Source organism: Pseudomonas sp. B414 (assembly GCF_055408445.1).
In genome coordinates this window covers 43,435-65,762 of the sequence record NZ_JBUZTQ010000001.1, presented here as the reverse complement: position 1 = coordinate 65,762, position 22,328 = coordinate 43,435, and the positions used below count along the sequence as shown (strand labels likewise).

17 protein-coding genes and 1 tRNA gene are annotated in these 22,328 nt (G+C 57.6%); 3 read left to right on the top strand and 15 right to left on the bottom strand.

Annotated elements, in window-relative coordinates; translation table 11 throughout:
• Positions 1-77 precede the first annotated feature (77 nt).
• The 11 genes from pqqB to rpsU form a co-directional block, all read right to left on the bottom strand.
• Positions 78-989 carry a pyrroloquinoline quinone biosynthesis protein PqqB gene (pqqB, locus tag ACZRMH_RS00295; protein ID WP_464011633.1) on the bottom strand — a complete coding sequence of 304 codons (912 nt, stop codon included), beginning with the start codon at positions 987-989 and terminating at the stop codon, positions 78-80.
• Between the two features lie 94 nt (positions 990-1,083).
• A complete protein-coding gene (gene pqqA, locus ACZRMH_RS00290; protein WP_003444522.1) occupies positions 1,084-1,158 on the bottom strand; it encodes a pyrroloquinoline quinone precursor peptide PqqA in 75 nt (24 codons plus the stop codon).
• 153 nt (positions 1,159-1,311) lie between these two features.
• Complete coding sequence (gene pqqF, locus ACZRMH_RS00285) at positions 1,312-3,753, bottom strand: pyrroloquinoline quinone biosynthesis protein PqqF (RefSeq protein WP_464011632.1); 2,442 nt, start codon at positions 3,751-3,753, stop codon at positions 1,312-1,314.
• A 39-nt stretch (positions 3,754-3,792) separates the two neighbouring features.
• Positions 3,793-4,587, bottom strand: a complete 795-nt coding sequence (locus tag ACZRMH_RS00280; protein ID WP_464011631.1) for a carbon-nitrogen hydrolase family protein — start codon at positions 4,585-4,587, stop codon at positions 3,793-3,795.
• A 25-nt stretch (positions 4,588-4,612) separates the two neighbouring features.
• Positions 4,613-6,295 carry a flavin monoamine oxidase family protein gene (locus ACZRMH_RS00275; protein ID WP_464011630.1) on the bottom strand — a complete coding sequence of 561 codons (1,683 nt, stop codon included), beginning with the start codon at positions 6,293-6,295 and terminating at the stop codon, positions 4,613-4,615.
• Between the two features lie 150 nt (positions 6,296-6,445).
• Positions 6,446-6,898 (bottom strand): Lrp/AsnC family transcriptional regulator, encoded by a 453-nt coding sequence (locus ACZRMH_RS00270; RefSeq protein ID WP_464011629.1) that lies wholly within the window; start codon positions 6,896-6,898, stop codon positions 6,446-6,448.
• A 271-nt stretch (positions 6,899-7,169) separates the two neighbouring features.
• Positions 7,170-7,246, bottom strand: a tRNA-Ile gene (locus tag ACZRMH_RS00265).
• Positions 7,247-7,261: 15 nt separating this feature from the next.
• Positions 7,262-10,633, bottom strand: coding sequence for a bifunctional diguanylate cyclase/phosphodiesterase (locus ACZRMH_RS00260; RefSeq protein ID WP_464011628.1), 3,372 nt, complete (start codon positions 10,631-10,633; stop codon positions 7,262-7,264).
• Positions 10,634-10,750: 117 nt separating this feature from the next.
• Positions 10,751-12,598: an RNA polymerase sigma factor RpoD gene (rpoD, locus tag ACZRMH_RS00255; protein ID WP_464011627.1), complete on the bottom strand. Its 1,848-nt coding sequence runs from the start codon at positions 12,596-12,598 to the stop codon at positions 10,751-10,753.
• 67 nt (positions 12,599-12,665) lie between these two features.
• Entirely contained in the window at positions 12,666-14,621 is a 1,956-nt protein-coding gene (gene dnaG, locus ACZRMH_RS00250) for a DNA primase (protein ID WP_464011626.1), read from the bottom strand.
• Positions 14,622-15,091: 470 nt separating this feature from the next.
• Positions 15,092-15,307 (bottom strand): 30S ribosomal protein S21, encoded by a 216-nt coding sequence (gene rpsU / locus ACZRMH_RS00245; protein ID WP_002551877.1) that lies wholly within the window; start codon positions 15,305-15,307, stop codon positions 15,092-15,094.
• Between the two features lie 199 nt (positions 15,308-15,506).
• Between rpsU and tsaD the strand changes: the two genes are divergently transcribed.
• A complete protein-coding gene (gene tsaD / locus ACZRMH_RS00240) occupies positions 15,507-16,532 on the top strand; it encodes a tRNA (adenosine(37)-N6)-threonylcarbamoyltransferase complex transferase subunit TsaD (protein ID WP_464011625.1) in 1,026 nt (341 codons plus the stop codon).
• Positions 16,533-16,575: 43 nt separating this feature from the next.
• On the opposite strand, the gene plsY is transcribed toward tsaD, so the two are convergent.
• Positions 16,576-17,145, bottom strand: coding sequence for a glycerol-3-phosphate 1-O-acyltransferase PlsY (gene plsY / locus ACZRMH_RS00235; protein ID WP_464011624.1), 570 nt, complete (start codon positions 17,143-17,145; stop codon positions 16,576-16,578).
• A 74-nt stretch (positions 17,146-17,219) separates the two neighbouring features.
• On the opposite strand from plsY, the gene folB reads away from it, so the two are divergent.
• Together folB and folK are read left to right on the top strand one after the other, a co-directional pair.
• Positions 17,220-17,573, top strand: a complete 354-nt coding sequence (gene folB / locus ACZRMH_RS00230; RefSeq protein ID WP_095031104.1) for a dihydroneopterin aldolase — start codon at positions 17,220-17,222, stop codon at positions 17,571-17,573.
• A complete protein-coding gene (gene folK, locus ACZRMH_RS00225) occupies positions 17,564-18,091 on the top strand; it encodes a 2-amino-4-hydroxy-6-hydroxymethyldihydropteridine diphosphokinase (protein WP_464011623.1) in 528 nt (175 codons plus the stop codon). The genes folB and folK overlap by 10 nt, the downstream gene beginning before the upstream one ends.
• 64 nt (positions 18,092-18,155) lie before the next feature.
• Here the strand turns inward: folK and ACZRMH_RS00220 are convergent, their stop codons facing one another.
• The 3 genes from ACZRMH_RS00220 to ACZRMH_RS00210 are packed head-to-tail and all read right to left on the bottom strand — an operon-like array spanning position 18,156 to position 22,276.
• A complete protein-coding gene (locus tag ACZRMH_RS00220) occupies positions 18,156-19,385 on the bottom strand; it encodes a multifunctional CCA addition/repair protein (protein ID WP_464011622.1) in 1,230 nt (409 codons plus the stop codon).
• Positions 19,386-19,442: 57 nt separating this feature from the next.
• Entirely contained in the window at positions 19,443-21,005 is a 1,563-nt protein-coding gene (locus ACZRMH_RS00215) for a SpoVR family protein (RefSeq protein WP_464011621.1), read from the bottom strand.
• Positions 21,002-22,276, bottom strand: a complete 1,275-nt coding sequence (locus ACZRMH_RS00210; protein ID WP_464011620.1) for a YeaH/YhbH family protein — start codon at positions 22,274-22,276, stop codon at positions 21,002-21,004. The genes ACZRMH_RS00215 and ACZRMH_RS00210 overlap by 4 nt, the downstream gene beginning before the upstream one ends.
• Positions 22,277-22,328: the final 52 nt, after the last annotated feature.

Genomic DNA, 22,328 nt, shown 5'->3' with positions numbered 1-22,328 from the left:
GGGATCGCAGTGTTTTGAAGAAAACGGGTTGCTCCGCAACCCTTCGCAGCCTTCGGCAGCGACTACAGGGTTTTGCATTACAACTCGATACTCATGCCATCAAAGGCTACTTCAACGCCCCGACGGGCCAGTTCGGCACGTTCGGCAGAGTCTTCGTCGAGTATCGGGTTGGTGTTGTTGATATGGATAAGGACCTTGCGCTGCTCGGGCAGTTGCTCAAGCACTTCGAGCATGCCGCCGGGGCCGTTTTGTGCCAAATGGCCCATCTCACGACCGGTACGGGTACCGACACCGCGGCGCTGCATTTCGTCGTCGTCCCACATCGTGCCGTCCACCAGCAGGCAGTTGCTGCCGGCCATGATTTCCAGCAACGGTGCATCCACCTTGCCCAGGCCCGGGGCGTAGAACAGTTTGCCGCCGGTGCGCAGGTCTTCGACGATCAGGCCGATATTGTCGCCTGGGTGCGGGTCGAAGCGGTGCGGCGAGTACGGCGGCGCGGCACTGCGCAAGGGCAGCGGGCTGAAACGCAGGTTGGGGCAGGCCGGGATGGTGAACGAGCCTTCAAGTTCGATGCGGTGCCAGTTCAGGCCACCGTTCCAGTGCTTGAGCATGGTGAACAGCGGAAAACCGGTGCTCAGGTCTTCGTGAACCATATCGGTGCACCACACATCATGCGGGCAACCTTCGCGCAGGCTCAGCAGGCCTGTGGTGTGGTCGATCTGGCTATCCATCAGGATGATCGCGCTGATCCCGGTATCACGCAGGGCCCGGCCCGGTTGCATCGGAGCAAAGCCTTGCAGTTGGGCGCGGATATCGGGCGAAGTGTTGCACAGAACCCAGTTTACGCCGTCATCGGATATCGCAATGGACGACTGGGTGCGGGCCGTGGCGCGCAGGCTGCCGTCACGAAAACCTGCGCAATTGACGCAGTTGCAGTTCCACTGCGGGAATCCGCCGCCTGCGGCGGAGCCTAGAATCTGGACGAACATGGAGTGTTCTCTTGTGAAGCTGAAAATAAAAACGCCCCGGCGAACCGAGGCGTTGGGTTGCTCTGCTTGGCTCTTATTCAAGAGGCCGCGCGGATCAACGGCTTGCGAAGTACATGGTGACTTCAAAGCCAATACGCAGGTCGGTGTAAGCAGGTTTGGTCCAGGCCATTAGGTGACTCCTTCAGTGGGTGGGTAAAAGGGTGTCTCTTGATTAGTCCAGCTCCCGAAGGAGATGTTCAAAAGCTTAGGAGGCTATGTTACTAAATTTGACAGTTTTTGAACGCCCAATGTCGAAGAAAGCCCTTTGCAGGGTTGGTAACTATCAGCTTCTCCCTGGATAAAACGTTTCAGTTGCCGGGCTTGTGGCCAAGCACAGCCAGTGACTTGCAGGTGAGCTGATCTGCTCGGCCGCTTTCAGTGTAGTGCCTTGATCCAGCGCCATAAGGGCAGCGTAGAGAGCTGTGAGGTAATCCGACGGGTGGCCCGCGAGTTTGGCTTGCCATAACAATTCGCTGGCCTGGGACACGCCCAGAGCCTCGTTCGAGAACTGTTGTGCCAAGGCGGCGCGGGTCTGGGTGAAAGATGTTTCATCCAGAGCACAGACCCGATTCGGCAAATCTTCGAGGAAACTACCGATGTGCTCATAGATTTGTGCAGTAGTGGCGTGGGGCGATTGCACGCCAAACAACAGGCCGGTTTGGCCATTGATTTGGCGCAGGCCGCTGAACACGGCATAACCCAGTTGCAAATCAACCCGCAGGCGCTGGTAGAACGGAGTTTGCGCCACCTGCGCAAGCAACCGCCAGGCGGCTTCGTCAGCCAGTGTGGCTTCGGGGGTCGGGCAAAACAGGATCAGTGCATGCTCGCTGGAGTCGCAGGGCTCGGTATGCCAGCGGCGCTCGCTGGCCGGCTCAGGCAGCTGCGCCAGCTGTGCGTGCGCAGTGCCGGGCACCTTGTTCAGTACGGGGGTGATCAAGGCCTGGGTGGCGGCTGGCAGACCGACCGCCAACCCGTCCCAGCGCGCCCCGTCCCAGCAGTGTTGCAGATCGTTGATCACTGGTTCGCTGTCAGAATGGCGCAACTCAGGCAGGCGTTTAAGCAGTTGGCGAATCGGCATCAATGTCGTGCTTGAGGACGCGTTGGCTGGTTTTTCAACCGCAGGCACGCTGAGTGCGCGCAGTGCGTGCTCAAGAATGGCGGGCATTGGTTCGTGAAAGCCCTGCAGTTTTAGCAGCCAGTCATTGCCCACGGCATTGAGCGAAAGTTCGACTCCGGCGTGGCGGGCATCTAGCCTCAGCGACTGCAGGCTGTTTTCCAGCGCAGGCAGCAACGTGTCGGCAGGCTTTGCCGGCAGGCGCCAGCGCAGGTAAATCACCGCTTCGCCGCTGTGGCTTGTGATTGCGCTGCTGAAACTCATGGCGGACAGATCGCGGCGGCTGCGCAAACGGTCTTGAGCGAAGGTGCGCAAGCCACGGTGAGCGCTGGTTTGGCCGCGAATCAGACCGGCACTCACAGGCTCTTTCGCAGTTTGCAGAAACGGATTGGGTGCAGGCAGTTGCCAGGCCTGGTGCGCTGCTGGCACTGGCTGCATCTGTTGCACAATGGCCTTGAGGGCTGTGATGCCCTGGTCCGACAGGCCGGGCACAGATTGCTCACAATCAAGGCGGGCCAGTTCCAGTGCGCCGTTAATATCTTGCTGACGCTGCTGCAGCAGGCGGTATTCCTCACGCAGCCCGGGCCAATCTTGTTGAGCGCTGAAAAACGCCAGCCAGTCATGGAAGGTGTCGCGGATTTGCCTGGCGTCTTGGGTAATGTCCCCGGCTGCACTGAACTCTATTTGCAATAAGGCCTGACCATTGAAGTCGTAGAGGCGTTTGGCTTTAAGGCTGTCGATCAGTTGTTGCTCGCGCAAGCGTGCGAGCAGGCCGCCAGCCTTGTCGGCATTGATCCAGTGGCACAGAAAGTCCAGGGCTGGTACCGACTCTGGCGGCAGTTGCTCCAGGGCGAACATCAGGCTCAGGGTCTGTTCATTGATGTGTTGATAGTGCGCTTGCCCGACTGTCATCAGTGCCGGCGGGCAGGTTTGTTGCACGGCCGCGCCGGGGCGAAGATCGTTGGTGCAATGTTCGGCGAGGGCGATCAGTTCTTGAACCATCTGCGGGCCGCTAAGGCTCAAGGTCATTTGCCCGGTCTGATAGAACCTTTGGTAGAAGTCTTTAAGAGCCTGCTGAAAACTCGTACGCGGCACGGGTAGGCTGTACCTGTTACCGGCATGGAATGCCCGCAGCGGATGGCCCGGGTTCAGCGGCTGGAACAGTTTTATCTCACGCTGTGCCAATGGCTCACGGGCCCAGGCGATAAATTCGGCGTGCAGCACTTCGCGTTCGCGCAGCTGTTCATCCATATTCATGCGCAGGTGGCCGAGCATGTCGCACAAGCGCTCAAGGCCGCCTTCTACGGCGCTTAAAGGCAGCTCGAAAAAGAAGTCGGTATGCCGCTCGCAAGTCCGGGCATTGACCAGACCGCCGTGGCGCTGCACCCAGACCATCAGATTGTCTGCGGCCGGGAAGCGTTCGGTGCCCAGAAACAGCAGGTGTTCAAGGAAATGCGCAAGGCCCGGCCATGCGCCGGGCACATCGTGACTGCCTGCGGCGACCCGTAAAACGGCCGCGCAGCGCTTGAGGCGCGGCTCGTGGCGCACGCTAAGGGTCAGACCGTTTTCCAGGGTCAGACGTTGGGTGTGAGGGTGGTTCAGCGCAGGCATGGGCACTTCCGGAACAGAGAAGCGTCCATGCTAGCGGATTTAGCGCTTGCTCAGCTCGCCATATAGCTCGGGGCGACGGTCTGCAAGGTAGAAATTGCCGGTTTTGGCATCAGCCAGTTGCTGGCGTTTCAAGGTCGCGACCAGCAGGGTCTCGTCCTGTTCGGCCAGGGCAATCTGCTGGCCGTTGGGCGCAGCAATGCTGCTTTGCCCGCAGTAATGGATCTCGCCTTCGTGCCCACAATAGTTGGCGTAGGCCACATAGCACTGGTTTTCAAAGGCACGGCAACGCACGGTGACGTCAGCGATAAAATCGTAGGGCGCCATATTGGCGGTGGGCACCACAATCAGTTCGGCCCCGGCCAGAGCCAGGCGGCGGGTGTTTTCCGGGAATTCGAGGTCGTAGCAAATCAGCAGGCCGAGTTGCCAGCCATTGAGCTCAAAGACCGGAAATGCGTCGGGGCCTTTGCTGAACATCGAATGGTCGAGCTCGCCGAACAGATGGGTCTTGCGGTAATTGCACAGGCTGTTGCCGTGGGCATCGATCAATTGTGCGCTGTTGTAGATATGCCCGTCTGCGCCACACTCGGGGTAGCCGTAAACGATGGCCATGCCGGTGGCTTTGGCCAGTTTGGCAATCTGTTGTGCGGCGTCGCCGTCGTGGGCCTGGGCGAGTTCGGCTACAGCCCGGGCGCCGATGTTATAGCCGGTGAGGAACATTTCGGGCAGGACCAGCAGGTCGACGCCTTCGGTTTGCTGTGCAATATCACTCAAGCGCTGCAGATTGCCCGCGACATCCAGTGGTAGGGGCGGGCATTGGTATAGGGCGACGCGCATGGGGTTCTCCTGCTGTACTTTCGGGTCAATCCGGCAAGGCAATCGGTCCGAGTTCATGGAACACATCGCCCGGGCCCGGGTTCTCGGCGTGGGTGCTGCCGCCGAAGTGGTTCATGATGCCCCACACCGCGTTCAATGAGGTCTGCACTGCACCTTCGACCCACGCCGGAGTCCAGGACACGTCATCACCGGCAATAAAGATACCGCGCTGTTCGCCGGGCATGTCCTGCTGCATAAAGTGCGCATACATACGCTGGTTGTAACGGTAATGCCCCGGCAGCGCGCCCTTGAAGGCACCCAGGAAGTGCGGGTCGGCTTCCCACGAGATAGTGATCGGATCGCCGATGATACGGCTGGCGATATCCACCTTCGGGTAGATCTTTTTCAGCGAGTCGAGGGCCAGCTTCACGCGCTTTTCCACCGGATGCGGGAGCATTTTCAGCGCATCGCTCATCCATGAGTACGACAGGCAAATCACCCCCGGTTTGTCGTCGCCGTTGTCGAACAGGTAAGTGCCGCGGGTCAGGCGGTCGGTGAGGGTCATGCTCATCAGGTCGCGGCCGGTTTCCGGGTCTTTATCTTTCCAGAACGGGCGGTCGACCATGACAAAGGTTTTCGACGACTGCATATAGCGCGTGCGGTCCAGGGCCATCCACAGTTTTTGCGAGAACAGCGACTCTTCGCATTCGATCTGGGTGGTCAGCAGCCAGCTTTGGCAGGTGACCAGAATCGCTTCGTGAGTGCGCACTACGCCGAGATTGTCAGTAACGGAAAACATCCCGTCAGTTGCACGAGAGATGGCTTTGACCCCGGTACGTGGGGCGCCGTTGTGCAGCGAACTCAGGCTTGTGCCTGCAGGCCAGTGGGCGCAGCGCTCGGGGGTGTGGCGCCAGATTCCCAGTGGTACTTGTTCGACACCACCGACGACCAGATGTTGGTGGTCGTCGCAGTTGGTCATCACCACGCGGAAGATTTCCAGCATCGAGTTGGGGAAGTCCGAGTCCCAGCCACCGGTGCCGAAACCAACCTGGCCAAACACTTCGCGGTGCTGGAATGACAGCTTGGCGAAAGCCTTGGACGTGGCTACGAAATCGTAGAAGGTGCGGTCGTCCCACAGTGGCACCAAGGTGTTCCACAGTTCTTTCAGGCGCGGGACATCACGGTCACGGATGGCTTGCTGGATATCGCCAAAGCGCGAGCCTTCCTCCAGCGCATCGGCCCAGGCGTCAGCCACTTCCTGAAACAGTGCAGGCAGATCTGCCAGTTTCTGTGCGTAGAAGGTTTGGCCTTCAAGGTCGATAACCGTGCTGCCCGACGCGGGAGTCAGCGGGTTGGGGAAGGGTTTGGTCTCCAGCCCCAGCTTGTCGACATAGTGGTAAAACGCCGTAGAGGACACCGGGAAACGCATGCCGCCCAGCTCGGCGATCACCCCTTCGCTGCCTTCAAAGGCTTGCGAGCGCAGACGGCCGCCCATTTTCGAGGCTTCATACACCACAGGTTTGAGGCCCAGCTTCATCAACTCATAAGCCGCCACCATGCCGGCCATGCCGGCGCCGACAATCGCCACCTCCGATCCCAGCTTGTGTGCCGGAATACTACCCAGACCTGCCGGGTGCTCGATCCAGTCATCAAAGGCAAACGGAAAGTCCGGGCCGAAAATGGTGATCGGTTTTTTGCCGTCGATAGGGTGGCGATTATTCTTGTTCATGGCTGACCTTGCTGGCGACTCAAGCGTTACTTTGAGTATAGAAAAAGACAGGGACCATGATAGGGAGCGCAGAACACGTTAATAAGACGCAAACTGTCGTCGTTATGGCTTTTATTTAGTCGATATGACGAAGTTGTTGATCAAAATGACTTATCCGCGATCAACTTTGCTGCTGAGGATGATTGAGGTAGTGGTTTTTTCGACACCTTCTACGCTGCCAATCTGATCGAGCAATTGGTCCAGTTGCTCGGGCGAATCGCTACGCAGCCAGGCCACGTAATCGAATTCGCCGCTGACTGCGCACAGCTGCTGTACCTGGGCCATTGCGCTCAAGCGGCGCACCACTTCCTTACCGGAGCGTGGCTGTACGGTAATCCCGACATAAGCCTGCAAGCCGCCATCAATCAGGCGCTGCCCCAGGCGAACCCCATAGCCGGTAATGACCGCTGTTTTCTCCAGCCGCGCCAGCCGTGAGGTCACGGTGGTGCGCGCAATCCCCAACTGCCGGGCCAGCATCGCCACGCTTTCACGGGCATTGAGCTGCAAGGCCGCGATCAATTGGCGGTCGATTTCATCCAGTGCAGGGGGGCGGGTGTCAGGCAAGGGTGGCTCCAGGGAGGGGGTGAGCGTGTTTGGCAGTCATGGAGTTTATTCTTTTGTGAGCCGATTAATGAGGCTATTCGGCTCACTATTTGAGCTGATAATGCTGGGTATCAGGCTCACTGTCTAACCTGTGAAATGTGGAGAACAGTACAAGGACTGTAAGGCTGGCCTGTGGACGGGTTGTGGACGGAAACCGGTTTTTGGAGATTTTTGAAAAGCCAAATCCCAACCCCCAGAAACACAAAAGCCGCGCAGTGCGCGGCTTTGAGTATGGTGGGCCCAGTAGGACTCGAACCTACGACCAAGGGATTATGAGTCCCCTGCTCTAACCAACTGAGCTATAGGCCCTCAGTAGGTCGCGGATTATAACGACGGTTTCTCAGTAGTGCTATCCGAAAAATCTGAAATTGGCATGTGAAGGAAGGTAGCCGCGAATTTTTCTGGAAGCAACGGCGGGCTGACGAGGTCGCCCTGGATCATTTCGCAACCTGCCTGTGCCAGAAATATCTGTTGTTCCCGGGTTTCAACGCCGTCGGCAATGATGGTGAAGTGCATGCTGTGCCCCAACGCGATGATGGCATGCACGATGGCGGCATCATTTGTATCATCGGGTAACCCATGAACAAATGACGGGTCGATTTTCAGGGTGTCCAGCGGCAAGCGCTTGAGGTAGCTGAGGGACGAGTTACCGGTGCCGAAGTTGTCGATGGACAGTTTGACCCCCAGTTGCTTGAGCCGATGCAGGGCTTCGAAAGCTTGTTCGGTCTGGCCCGTGATAAAGGTTTCGGTGATTTTCAGTTTCAGGCTTTCAGGTCTGAGTTTGCAGGTTTCGAGCAGTTGTTGGATGTGCTCCGTCAGCCCAGGCTGGTGCAACTGGGCGCTGGCAAGGTTGACTGAGATGGGGCCAAAGGGCTTGTACAGCTCATTCCACGCGCACAGTTGCTGGCAGGCGCGTTCAAGCATCCAGTCACCAATTTGTATGATCATGCCATTTTCTTCAGCAAGGTGAATTAAGCGCTCATGTGAGATTCCTCCCAGTAGAGGGTGGTTCCAGTGCAGCAGTGCTTCGGCCCCTGCCAGGGTATGGTCGCGTAAACGGATTTTTGGCTGGTACAGCAGTGATACTTGGCCGCGCTCCAGGGCGCGGCGCAATTCCTGCCCCAGAAGGATCCGTGCACTGCTCTCGGAGCTAAGGTCGTGGCTGAAGCGTTCGACGCGATTACGCCCTTTGAGTTTGGAGTGGTACATCGCGATATCGGCATTTTTGATCAGGGTGGCTACGTCGTCGCCATCGTCCGGGTAGACGCTGATGCCGATGCTGGCACTGATAAACAGTTCGCATTCGTCTGTAAGAAAGGGCTCGTTGAAACTGCTCAGCAGTTTTTCGGCAATCATCTGCGCATCGTTCGGGTCTTTGAGCCCGGGTAACAGGATGATAAATTCATCGCCGCCAAGGCGGGCGACCGTATCTATGTCGCGCAGTTGCTCGGTCAGGCGGGTGGCAATGCCTTTGAGCAACTGATCACCCACAGGGTGTCCGAGGCTGTCATTGATGTTCTTGAAGCGATCAAGGTCCAAAAACAGCACGGAGCTGTATTGGTCGTTACGACGCTGATCGGTGAGGATCTGGCGCACCCGGCTTTCAAACAGTAAACGGTTGGGCAAGTTGGTCAGCGGGTCGTGGTGGGCCTGGTGATCAAGGCGCTCCTGGGCAAGTTTGAGGCTGGAAATATCGGAAAATACCGCGACAAAGTGTGTCACCACATCATGGTTGTTGCGTACGGCGCTAATGGTCATCCAGTTGGGATAGATCTCACCGTTTTTGCGCCGGTTGCTGATTTCGCCCTGCCAGTTGTCAGCGCTCAATAGTTGGTACCACATGGAGGCAAAGAACAGTTTGTCGTGTCGGCCAGAGGCCAGGATGCGCGGTGTCTGGCCCAGTACTTCACTTTCGGAGTAGCCGGTAATTTCGGTAAAGGCCCGATTGACCGCGGTGATTTTTTGCTCGGGGTCGGTGAAGATGATGCCTTCGGCCGTACTCTCGAACACGGTGGCTGTTTGCAGAAGTTTTTCCTGCATCTGGTGCCGTTCGGTAATGTCGTGAACGATGGTCAATATGCAGTCGTCGGTACCGATCATCAGCGGGTAGCTGGATATTTCACAGAGACGTACTTGCCCTTCCTTGTGTCGGATGTGGCAAGTGAAGTCGCGCACAAAGCCGTTTTTCTCCAGGGCCTTGAGCAGATCACGGCGCTCCTGGGGGTCGACCCACAGCTGCAGTTCCAGCGTTGAGTGGTACAGGGCGCTGGCACTGTCATAGCCGATAAGGCGGCTGAAACCTTCGTTTATCTCGATGATCAGGCCATCGCTTTGACGACTCAGCAAAAGGCCGTCCAGCGATGCATGAAAGGCCTTGGCAAACTTTTCCTCGGAGAGGAGCAAGGCTTCTTCGGTTTGTTTGGTTTCGCTGATATTGATCATCAGGCCGCGAACCACGGCTTGTTGGTTGTGGGTCGTGATACTGGCAATGTCGCGTAGCCAAAGGGTGTTGCCATCTGCGGTGATCACGCGATAGTCCAAGCTGTGATCATGACCTGCACTGATCTCTTTTTTACGCCAGGCCAGGGTTCGGGGCAGGTCTTCGGGGTGCACTACGCGCTTCCAGAACCCCGGCTTGAGCCAGTCAGAGACCGGATAGCCGAGCAAGTCCTGGGCCTGGGGGGACACATAGGTGTAGGTGTCGTCGTCCAGCCCTGTTTCCCAGGCGATGGCTGAAAGGCTTTCAATCAACCCCTTGTAATGATCCTCGCTGCTGCGCAGTTCTTGTTCGAGGGCTGTACGCCGGGAAATTTCCGAGCTCAGGCGCCGGTTGATGCGGATGACCGCGAACAGCACGATGATCAGCAGCAATATACCAGGCAGTACGTACAGCAGCAGGGTGCGCCACAGCGCGTGATAGTCGCTGAGATTGCCGACCCAGCGCTGCTGAATACGTTCGGTTTCACTGGGGCTTATATCGGCCAGCACCTTGTCCAGCAGCCCTAACAGGACGGTCTGGTTTTTCGGCACGGCCATGGCCAGTTGAAAGCGATAAGGGGTTTCGCCACTGACATACAGACCGTCGAGCTTCAGCTGGCGCAGGCTCCATACGCTGGAGGCCAGATCACCCACCATGGCATCTATCTGGTCCGTGGCCAGGGCTTGTAACGCAGAGCTGACGTTGGGCAGCGCGACGATATTCAGATCGGGGTGTTGAGTGCGCAGCAATTCGTGAGGGGCGTAGTTTTCGATCACGCCAACCCTGAGGCCATAGAGTTCTTTGATGTTCTTGGGGGCAGCGCCGCCCTTGTGGGCGAGGATGACAATGGGGAAGTCCAGATATGGCCGGGTAAATGCCAGGCGCTTTTGGCGCTCGGGAGTCGACATGACACCAGGTAGCCAGTCGAGCTTGCCATCTTTGGTCTGCTCCAGTATTTCGCCCCAGCTAGCAGCCGAAACCTGTTTGACAGTTATGCCTAACCGTTTGGTGATCAGATGTATGTAGTCGGCGGCCAGGCCTGTGTATTGGCCTTCCTGGTTGAGGAACTCAAAAGGCGGCCATGTGGTATCAATCCCCAGAAGCAATTCAGGATGGTTTTTTAGCCACTGTTGTTCTTCGTTGGTGAGTGTCAGGGCATTGGCACCTGAGGTCCAAACGACAAGTGACAACAGCAGGGTAGCCAGCAAACGTGACATGCGCGTCCCTTCAATACACCTGGATGCAACCAGTGTAGTCGGGCTGTGGTAGAGGGGAGGGGCAGAGAGGGTTTTAGCTGTAAAGCAAAACCCCCGGCAGGGCCGGGGGTTTTGTTATCACTCGTCGAGGAAGGAGCGCAAATGCTCGCTTCTCGTCGGGTGGCGCAGCTTGCGCAACGCCTTGGCTTCGATCTGACGAATCCGCTCACGGGTAACGTCGAACTGCTTACCAACCTCCTCAAGGGTGTGGTCGGTATTCATGTCGATACCGAAGCGCATGCGCAGTACCTTGGCTTCACGGGCTGTGAGGCCGCCGAGTACGTCGCGTGTCGCTTCTTTAAGGCTCTCAACAGTGGCTACATCGATTGGCGACTGCATGGTCGAGTCTTCGATGAAGTCACCCAGATGGGAGTCTTCGTCATCACCGATCGGGGTTTCCATGGAGATCGGCTCTTTAGCGATCTTCAATACCTTGCGGATTTTATCCTCAGGCATTTCCATGCGTTCGCCCAGCTCTTCCGGGGTCGGTTCACGGCCCATTTCCTGCAACATCTGGCGGGAAATACGGTTGAGCTTGTTGATCGTCTCGATCATGTGCACCGGAATACGGATGGTGCGGGCCTGGTCGGCGATCGAGCGAGTGATCGCCTGACGGATCCACCAGGTGGCATAAGTCGAGAATTTGTAGCCGCGGCGGTATTCAAACTTGTCTACCGCTTTCATCAAGCCGATGTTGCCTTCCTGGATCAGGTCGAGGAACTGCAAACCACGGTTGGTGTACTTCTTGGCGATGGAGATCACCAGACGCAAGTTGGCTTCAACCATCTCTTTCTTCGCACGGCGGGCCTTGGCCTCGCCGATCGACATGCGACGGTTGATGTCCTTGATCTCGGCAATCTTCAGGCCAGTTTCGGCCTCAAGAGCAGACAGCTTTTGCTGGCAACGGATGATGTCCGGTTGCAGGCGACCAATGGCTTCAGCGTATTTGCTTTTGCCTTTGGCCAGTGCGTCGCTCCAGCTTTCGTCAACTTCGTTGCCCGGGAACAGGCGCAGGAAGTCGGTACGCGGCATACGTGCATCACGTACACACAGCTGCATGATGGCACGCTCTTGGGCACGCAGACGCTCCAGGGCGCTGCGAACACGTTCAACCAGGCCTTCGAATTGCTTCGGGACCAGTTTGATCGGCATGAACAGCTCAGCCAGTGCAACCAGCTCGGCAATTGCCTGCTTGCTGCCGCGACCGTGCTTTTTCAGAGCCTTGCGAGCGATTTCCATCTGATCGGAAACAGCGCCAAAGCGCTGAGCCGCGATGATCGGATCGGGGCCGCTTTCGACCTCTTCCTCTTCTTCGGCAGCTTCTTCCTTATCGTCCTCTTCGTCATCACCTTCGGCTTTCACCTTGGGATCGACAGGAGGCGGCACTTCGGCTGCAGGAGGCGCAATGCCGTCGTCCGGGTCGATATAACCGCTCAGAACGTCGGACAGGCGACCACCTTCGGTGGTGACGCGAGTGTACTCGGAGAGAATATGGTCAACCGTGCCAGGGAAGTGCGCAATTGCGCCCATCACTTCACGGATGCCTTCTTCGATACGCTTGGCGATTTCAATTTCGCCTTCACGTGTCAGCAGTTCTACCGTGCCCATTTCACGCATATACATGCGTACTGGGTCGGTAGTACGACCAATGTCGGTTTCGACCGCCGCCAACGCTGCAGCCGCTTCTTCAGCCGCTGCTTCGTCGGTGTCGGCATCGGCCAACATAAGGGCGTCCGCATCCGGAGCACTCTCGTGTACGGGGATCCCCATGTCATTAATCATGCGGATGATGTCTTCCACTTGCTCCGGATCTGAAATATCTTCGGGCAGGTGGTCGTTGACCTCTGCGTAAGTCAGATACTTCTGCTCACGGCCGAGGGTGATCAACTCTTTGATACGAGACTGCTGTTGCGCTTTTCCGGACATAACACCCTATCCACTGAAGGTCTTGGCGGGCAAAAAACAAGCCGAGGATTATACCTTAGCTATGACCTCACGCGCCAGTTGAGGTCGGGTTTGATGCGGGATTATTGCGACTTAAAAGGTCGCGTAACTGATTTTTTTCCTCGTCGGTTAGCTCGCCTTGACGTGCTTTTCGAAGAAGTTGCTCTAGATTTCGCTCGCGTTGGCGAGCTGACAGGCTAGTTATGGTGTCGAAAAACTGTTGTTCAAGGTTGTCGGCATCAATTAGCCATTCCTTTTCCAGCAGTCTTTGCAGCAGACGGCCCTGTTCAGTGCCGTGCCAGCGGGACAGTAACTGGATAGAGCTTAGCTTAGGATTTTTTTGTACGGCCTCTACCAGAGCAATCAATAGCTGATTATTAGTCTGGTCTTCTGCTGCAAAGTGCCCGGCGTCTTCGACTTTTTTAGCCAGTTGCGGGTGGTGCAGCAGGGTACGCAGCGCGGTCAGCGTGGGCGGTTCAACGCCGACGGGGATCCAGGCCTGCTCGCGTTCGCCGCCACGCTTGCCCTTTTTGTCCCATGGCTTGTTTTCCCATTTCTTGCCGCCAGCGCCAGGCTTTTTCGGTGTCCATTCCTGTTGCGGGATGTACATGTCCGGTTGCTGGAAGTCGCTGTAGTCAGGCATGGCATCGTAATCGATGCCCGGGTCATAAGTCGGTTGTGTCTGGGGCTTGGTCGGGGCGCTTTGCGCCAGTTGGCTGACCGTTTCGCTGGTGAGGCCGGTAATTTCGCTCAGGCGCTGACGCATCAGGGTGCGCAGGTTGGCACCCGGGACCTTGTCGATCAGCGGTGCTGCCAGCGTGGCCATATGGGCCTTGCCTTCAAGCGAGCGCGGGTCGGCTTCTTCGGTGAGTTGCTGGAAGAAGTAATCGGCCAGCGGCTGGGCATGCTGGTTGATGCGCGCCTTGAAGGCGTCAGTGCCTTCGGAGCGCACCAGGGTGTCCGGGTCTTCACCTTCGGGCAAAAACAGGAAGCGCGCACGGCGACCATCCTGCAAGCAGGGCAGGGTAGCTTCAAGTGCGCGCCAGGCGGCATTGCGGCCTGCCTGGTCGCCGTCAAAACAGAACAGGACGCTGGGCACCACGCGAAACAGGCGCTTCATGTGCTCTTCGCTGGTAGCGGTACCCAGCGTGGCAACGGCATTGCGCAAGCCTTGCTGGGCCAGGGCGATGACGTCCATATAACCTTCAACCACGATGATTTCGTCGAGGCTGCGATTGAATTTGCGCGCTTCGAACAGTCCGTACAGTTCCTGGCCTTTATGAAAGACCGGGGTTTCCGGGGAGTTCAGGTATTTGGGTTTGTCGTCGCCCAGCACCCTGCCACCAAAGGCAATGATGCGGCCACGGCTGTCGCGGATCGGAAACATGACGCGATCGCGAAAACGGTCGTAGCGCTTGCCGGTCTCGGCGTTTTCCACCAGCAGGCCGGCATCGATCATGGCTTTTTGCTGGAGCGTATCGCTGCTCAAGTGCTTGTAGAGGTTGTCCCAGCCTGGCGGGGCGAACCCCAGGCCGAAGTCGCGGGCGATTTCGCCGGTCAGGCCTCGGCCCTTCAGGTAGTCCACGGCTGCCTTGCGCTGAGGGTGGCTTTTTAGGGCCTGGCGATAAAAGTCAGCAGCTGCAGTCAGGAGCGGGTAAAGCGGAGAGTCAGTCGGTTGCCGCGGTTTATGTGGGCGACCGCTTTCTTCTCGCGGGATCTCCATGCCGGCGGCTTTGGCCAGTTCTTCGACAGCCTGGGGGAAGTCCAGGTTGTCGTGGTCCATGATAAAGCCGAGAGCGTTGCCGCCAGCGCCGCAGCCAAAGCAGTAATAGAACTGTTTGTCGGGGCTTACGCTGAAGGACGGGGTTTTTTCTTTGTGGAAGGGGCAGCAGGCAGTGTAGTTCTTGCCGGCTTTCTTCATTTGCACGCGCGAGCTGACGACATCGACGATATCGGTACGGTTCAGAAGGTCGTCAATAAAGCTCTGGGGGATTAACCCGGCCATGGCGTTCTCGTCATCACTGCGCAGAAAAGGGTCCGGATAAATGGCTGGTCATCATGCGTGCAGGCGAAGGCTCTGCTCGATCATGGGGCGTCTGCTCAATTATGTCGGGGAAGTGTATCTGTCGAAATCCGCTCTACTCATGTTAATAAGAGTTGATGGGCTCGATAAATGTCACGCTCTGAGTCCGGCACTGACCAATGGCTGGTCTCGGATAGCTCATAAGCAGGCACTGGAGAGGTGCCTTGGGCTGATCGTCTTTAGGGAAAATCAGAGAGGTGTGCTCGTCGGTAGCCTTGGAAGGCTCGTCAGTAAAGACGTGCACCGCTGGCTATTAGGCCAGGTCTGACGTGATGTAACGCTTGTCGCGGTCGCATCTGCGGCCTTGACGATAAAGCATGTAACTTGCAACAACTGCCTACGGCCCGGCTTTAGGCCGGGCTTGGCAGAAGCGTGCAACGAACGTCTGTGTATTAGTACAGACGAACGGCGCGGCGCTGCTCGCGCTGAACTTTCTTCGCGTGACGCTTAACAGCAGCTGCTGCTTTGCGCTTACGCTCGGAAGTCGGCTTCTCGTAAAATTCGCGGCTGCGAACTTCAGCCAGAACACCGGCTTTTTCGCAGGAGCGCTTGAAACGACGCAGAGCTACGTCGAAGGGTTCGTTCTCTTTTACTTTGACGGCTGGCATCCAGAGCTACCTTCATTCATTACCGGGGTCAACGTCTCAAGGCAAAAATCGCGTTGAAAGACGTCGGTTTTTAAGGGTTGCGGATGTTAACCCCTCATCGCCCGGAATGCAAAGCCTCTGATCGAAAACCGCTGGCCGGGCGCGGGAGTGGCGACTATTATGCGCGCCTTCGAATTTAGCCTCTACAAGGCGTAAACCCATGCTAGTACTGGGATTAGAAACCTCCTGCGACGAAACCGGCGTCGCGCTATACGACAGTGAGCGCGGGCTTTTGGCCGATGCATTGTTCAGTCAGATCGACCTGCACCGCGCTTATGGCGGTGTGGTGCCGGAGCTGGCATCCAGAGATCACGTCAAGCGAATGCTGCCCCTGATTCGTCAGGTGCTGGCCGAGGCCGACTGTGTGCCTACGGAAATCGACGCGATTGCTTACACGGCGGGCCCGGGATTGGTTGGAGCCCTGCTGGTTGGGGCTTCTTGCGCTCAGGCGCTGGCATTTGCCTGGGGCATCCCGGCCCTCGGCGTGCATCACATGGAAGGCCATTTGCTGGCTCCGATGCTGGAAGAACAGCCACCGGAGTTCCCGTTCGTCGCTTTGTTGGTATCAGGTGGTCATACCCAGCTGGTTCGCGTGGATGGTATCGGCCAATACGAGTTGTTGGGCGAGACGCTGGATGATGCGGCGGGCGAAGCCTTCGACAAGACCGCGAAGATGATGGGGCTTAATTACCCGGGTGGCCCTGAGATCGCCCGTCTGGCCGCTCAGGGGGTTGCCGGGCGCTTTGTGTTCCCAAGGCCCATGACGGATCGTCCGGGCCTGCAGTTCAGCTTCAGCGGCCTTAAAACCTTTGCCTTGAACACCTGGCAGCGTTGTGTGGCGGCAGGCGACGATACTGAGCAGACCCGCTGCGATATCTCGCTGGCATTCCAGCAGGCCGTTGTCGAGACGCTGACCATCAAGTGCAAGCGTGCCTTGAAGCACGCGGGCATGAAACGCCTGGTGATTGCCGGCGGGGTGAGTGCGAACAAGGCGCTACGCGTTTCGCTGGAGAAAATGCTCGGCGAGATGAAGGGCAATGTTTACTACGCTCGTCCGGAATTTTGCACTGACAACGGCGCGATGATTGCGTTTGCCGGTTGTCAGCGCTTGCAGGCTGGCCAGCATGAAACACTGGCGATCAGCGTGCAGGCGCGCTGGCCGATGGAGCAGCTGCAGCCCTTGTAAAAACACGGGCCGGGTGAGCGTGAAGGGTTTTCACGGGGCAGATTCAGAAATGCCGTTCGCGCCCGGCCATCAGGTCGCGTAAATTGCCGCGATGGCGCCACACGATCAATGCTGTCAGGAAGCTCATGGGCAGCAGGGCGGCAGGCTCTTGCCAGGCCAGCAATGGCAGGGTGAGGGGTGTGGCAATCAACGCCGCCAGCGAGCTGGTACGGGTCAGTTGAAAGGTCAGTAGCCATGCAGCGACGGCCAGCAGTGCAGCGGGCGGATAAAGCCCCAGCAGCATGCCGGCTGCCGTGGCGACGCCCTTACCGCCGCGAAAGCGGAAGTACGCGGGGTACATGTGCCCTACGACGGCACAGCAGCCGATCCAGGCCTGGTCCTGGAGCGAGAAATCCAGTTGGTTGGCCAGCAGGACGGGCAAAAGCCCCTTGCACAGGTCGCCGAGCAAGGTCAGGACGGCAAGTTTTTTGCCGGCCAGACGCAACATGTTGGTTGCGCCGGCATTGCCGGAGCCACTCATTCGCGGGTCGGGGGTTCCCGTCAGGCGGCTGAGCAAAATGGCGAAGGACAGAGAGCCGAGCAGGTAGGCGAGGGTCGCCAGTAACCAAAACATGCTAACTATTCCGGGCGAGGACGCCCTGATTCTAACGGCGCTTTGCGCCCTTGTCGTGCTGCGGAGAAGAGTGCTTGGACAGAGTGTTTATCGAAGGCCTGGAAGTTGACACCGTAATCGGTGCTTATGACTGGGAACGTGGCATCCGTCAGTGTCTGCGCCTTGATCTGAGTTTTGCGTGGGATAACCGCCCGGCTGCGGCTGGCGATGATCTGACGCTGGCACTGGATTATGCGAGCGTGTCGTCGCGCATCCAGGCATTTGCCGAGCAGGCTCAATTCCAGTTGGTGGAAACCTTCGCAGAGCGTCTGGCTGAGGTATTGATGAGCGAGTTCAATATCCCCTGGCTGCACCTCAAACTGACCAAGCCTGGCGCCGTTGCGGCGGCTACAGGGGTGGGCGTGGAGATTGAGCGCGGATGTCGCTAACTCAGGTTTACCTCGGGCTGGGCAGCAATGTCGAGCGCGAAAAGCATTTGCTGGCGGGGCTGGAGGCGCTGAGCGGATTCTTGCAGGCGATGCGCTGTTCGGCGGTGTTTGAAAGCCAGCCGGTGGGTATCAAGAGCGGGCCGTTTTTTAATCTAGTGGTATCGGCAAAAACCGATTTGCCGCTGGTTGAACTTAGTCGCCGTTTGAAGCTGATCGAGGCTGATAACGGGCGTTATGCTCAAGATCGTAAAGGCTTGCCGCTGGACATCGACGTGTTGTTCTTTGGCGATCTGGTGGGTAATTTTGACGGTTTGACCTTGCCCCGTGCCGAGATTCTCAAGAACGCTTTTGTGTTGTGGCCGCTGTCGTTGATAGCGCCAGACAAGGTTCATCCGGGTGTGGGCAAGACTCTGGCGCAGATGTGGGCAGAGGCTCAGATCGATCAGGTGCTGGCGCCTGCAGCATTTGAATGGCGTGGGGAGCAGTTGACCCCCGCCTGGATGCTTTTGCCTTTGTAGTCGCTAACTCGCGCAGCCTTCGTTCCTCGGCAGCTGCGCAGAGCGATTGTGTATAAACGCGTTATCAGGCTTTTGCCGCATCCTTGTAGGCTTGCAGTGCCTTAAGCCGTTCGTGCTTCAGCGCTTCACCCAGTTCAGGGCCTTTGTAGCCTTGCTCCAGCAGCGGTTGCACCGCCACTGCCTGGGCAGCCCGCGCCGCGCCGCGCAAGTATTCGGCTTGTGGATAAGGACGGTTCTCCAGCCCCAGGCGCCCCTTTGCATCCATCTCGCACGCCACGATAAATTCCTCGAAGCGCTGCGGCCGACGGTACACGTCAAAGCGTTGCAGCAACTCCAGCAGTGTCGAAGCCTTGAGTTCAAGGGCGCGATGACCGTGGGTGTGATATTCGCCCACCAGCAATGCCAGTTCCTGGCAGTCCCTCGGTACCTTGTAGCGATCATTGACCGCTTTGATCAGTCGCAGCCCTCTATGTTCGTGGGCAATGTGCCGTGGCCAGTCTTTCTCCGGCGTAAGCCCCTTACCCAGGTCGTGCAGCAAACAAGCCCAGCGAACCGTCAGTGGTTGCTTGTGCTGTGCCGATTGCTCCAGCACGCTGAGGGTATGCTCGCCGCTGTCGATTTCGGGGTGATGCGCGGGGGGCTGTGGCACGCCAAACAGGGCGTTGACCTCAGGCAGCAGTACTTCAAGCGCGTCACAGTTGCGCAGTACTTGAATAAAGACTTGTGGCTGATCTTCCATCAGGGCACGGGAAATTTCTTTCCAGCAGCGCTCCGGGGTCAAGGCTTGCAGCTCGCCTGAGTGGGACAGTTGACGCATCAACTCCAGAGTCTCGGGCGCGATGCTGAAACCGAGGTTGGCGTAGCGAGCAGCAAACCGGGCCACACGCAGTACCCTGAGTGGATCTTCGGCGAAAGCGGGGGAAACGTGGCGCAAAATACGTGCTTCAAGATCACGCTGGCCGTTGTAGGGGTCAGTCACGTTACCGGCATCGTCCTCGGCCATGGCATTGATGGTCAGGTCGCGACGGATCAGGTCTTCTTCGAGGGTGACGTCGGGGCTGGCATGAAAGACAAAGCCGCCATAACCGTGACCGCTTTTGCGTTCGGTCCGCGCCAACGCATATTCCTCACCGGTTTTTGGGTGCAGGAATACCGGGAAATCCGAGCCCACAGGGCGATAACCCAAAGCCTGCATTTGTTCGGCCGTAGCGCCCACCACTACCCGGTCGATATCGCTGACAGGCTTGCCCAGCAGGCGATCACGTACAGCACCGCCAACTTTATAAATCTTCATAAAAACCTCCGTTAGCGCGACAGGATAGCGCGTGTGCCGCGTTAGCGGAGGCTCGTGTTACAGGTGAATGGCTCCCATATCCAGGCGACCACGGTCATAGTCACCATGGTCGCCTTTTGGCGGAACATGGTGGACTTTCATGACTTGGTCGCCTTGCAGTGTTTCCAGGTGGATGTCGAAGCCCCACAAACGGTGCAGGTGCTTGAGAACCTCGTCGGTTGAATCGCCCAGGGGTTTGCGGTCATGTTGTTGATGGCGCAGGGTCAGTGAACGGTCGCCCCGGCGGTCGATGCTCCAGATCTGGATATTGGGCTCGCGATTGCCAAGGTTGTACTGCGCGGCCAGGGTTTCACGAATGATCCTATACCCGTTTTCGTCATGTATGGCGGGTACCAGCAGGTCGTCTTTTTGATCGTCGTCCATAATGCTGAACAACTTCAGGTCACGGATCACCTTGGGTGAAAGGTACTGCAGGATAAAGCTCTCGTCCTTGAAGCTGCTCATGGCGAATTTGATGCTCGATAGCCAGTCGCTGCCTGCCAGGTCCGGGAACCAGTAACGATCCTCGTCGGTTGGATGTTCGCAAATGCGCCGGATGTCGCAATACATCGCAAACCCCAGCGCGTAGGGGTTGATGCCGCTGTAGTAGGGGCTGTCAAAGCCGGGCTGGAACACCACGCTGGTGTGGGAAATGAGGAACTCCATCATAAAGCCCTCGGTCACCAGGCCTTCGTCGTAGAGGTCATTCATCAGGGTGTAGTGCCAGAAAGTTGCCCACCCCTCGTTCATCACCTGCGTTTGCCGTTGTGGGTAAAAGTACTGGGCTATCTTGCGCACGATGCGCACCACTTCGCGCTGCCAGGGCTCCAGCAGGGGCGCGTGTTTTTCCAGGAAGTAGAGAATGTTTTCCTGGGGTTCCTCGGGGAAGCGCGCGTTGTCCTTCTCGCTGAGTTTGTCCGCACTTTTGGGGATGGTGCGCCACAGGTCGTTGATCTGCTTTTGCAGGTGCTCTTCGCGTTCCTTTTGCCGACGGCGCTCCTCTTCGGCTGAAATCGGATCAGGTCGTTTGTAACGGTCCACGCCGTAGTTCATCAAGGCGTGGCAAGAGTCGAGCAGGTCTTCCACCGCGTCGATGCCGTGGCGCTCCTCGCATTGCATGATGTACTGCTTGGCGAATACCAGATAATCGATGATCGAACTGGCATCGGTCCAGGTGCGGAACAGGTAGTTGCCCTTGAAGAAGCTGTTATGGCCATAGCAGGCATGGGCCACCACCAAGGCTTGCATGCAGATGGTGTTTTCTTCCATCAGATAGGCAATGCACGGGTCTGAGTTGATAACGATTTCATAGGCCAGCCCCATCTGGCCCCTGGTGTAGGATTTCTCTGTACTAAGGAAGTGTTTGCCGTAGGACCAGTGGTGATACCCCAAAGGCATACCTACTGAGGCGTACGCATCCATCATTTGCTCTGCGGTAATGACTTCAATCTGGTTGGGGTAAGTGTCCAGCGCATAGCGGCCTGCCAGGCGACCGATTTCGCGGTCGTAAGCCTGGATAAGGTCAAAGGTCCACTCTGAGCCGGTGGAGATGGGTTGGCGCTTATTCTCTTTGGCGGTCATGTCACTAACCTGCGCTGGAAGAGTTCACGGAAGACCGGATAAATATCGCCGGCCGAGACCAGTTGCTGTTGGGCGAAGGTGTCGGAAAACGCCTCGCTGATGCGTTCGTACTCGTACCAGAGCGCCTGGTGTTCGCGCGGAGTGATCTCTACATAAGTGTAGTACTGCACGAATGGCATGATCTGGTTGATCAGAATGTCGCGGCAGATGGGTGAGTCGTCGTTCCAGTTGTCGCCGTCAGAGGCTTGCGCAGCGTAGATATTCCACTCGTTGGTAGGGTAGCGTTCAGCCATGATCTCCTGCATCAGCTTGAGTGCGCTGGAGACGATGGTGCCGCCGGTTTCCCGGGAATAGAAAAACTCCTCTTCATCCACCTCCCGTGCGCTGGTGTGATGGCGAATAAATACCACGTCAATCTTGTCGTAGTTCCGTTTCAGGAACAGGTACAGCAGGATAAAAAAGCGCTTGGCAATATCCTTGGTGGCTTGGGTCATGGAGCCTGAAACGTCCATCAGGCAGAACATGACGGCTTTGGAGCTGGGGTTGGGCTGCTTGATCAGCAGGTTGTACTTGAGGTCGAAGGTGTCGAGGAACGGCACCCGGTGAATGCGGGCGCTGAGTTTTTCGATTTCGGCTTCAATGGCCTTGATATCGCCGAAGTTGTCCGGCTCTTCGCGCTTTAACCGCTCCAGTTCAGCTTTGGCTTCGCGCAGTTTTGCCCGGCTGCTGCCGGACAGGGCGATGCGGCGTGCGTGAGCCGAACGCAAGGTGCGAATGATGTTGATGCGGGACGGGTTGCCCTCGTTGCTGATACCGGCGCGTACGGTTTTGAAGGTGTCGGTACCGGTCAGGTTGCGTTTGACCAGGTTGGGCAGTTCTAGGTCTTCGAACATGAATTCGAGGAATTCTTCCTGGGTAATCTGGAAGACGAACTCATCCATGCCTTCGCCGGAATTGCCCGCTTTGCCAGGCCCGCCGCCACCGCCTCCACCGCCTTGAGGGCGGGGGATATGTTCGCCGCTGGTGAACTCCTTGTTGCCGGGGTGAACCACGGTTTGTTTGCCACCACGCCCATGGTGCAACACCGGCTCGTCGATATCGCGGCCAGGGATGCTGATTTGCTCGCCATGTTCCATATCCGTAATGGAACGGCGGCCCACGGCCTCTTCTACGGCCTTTTTGATGTGGTCACGGTAGCGCCGCAGAAAACGCTGACGGTTTACCGTGCTCTTGTTCTTGCCATTGAGGCGTCGGTCGATCACATAGCTCATTAGGCCCTCCGGGCAGCTTCAAGTTGTGAGCTGCAAGCTGCAAGTCCAGGCA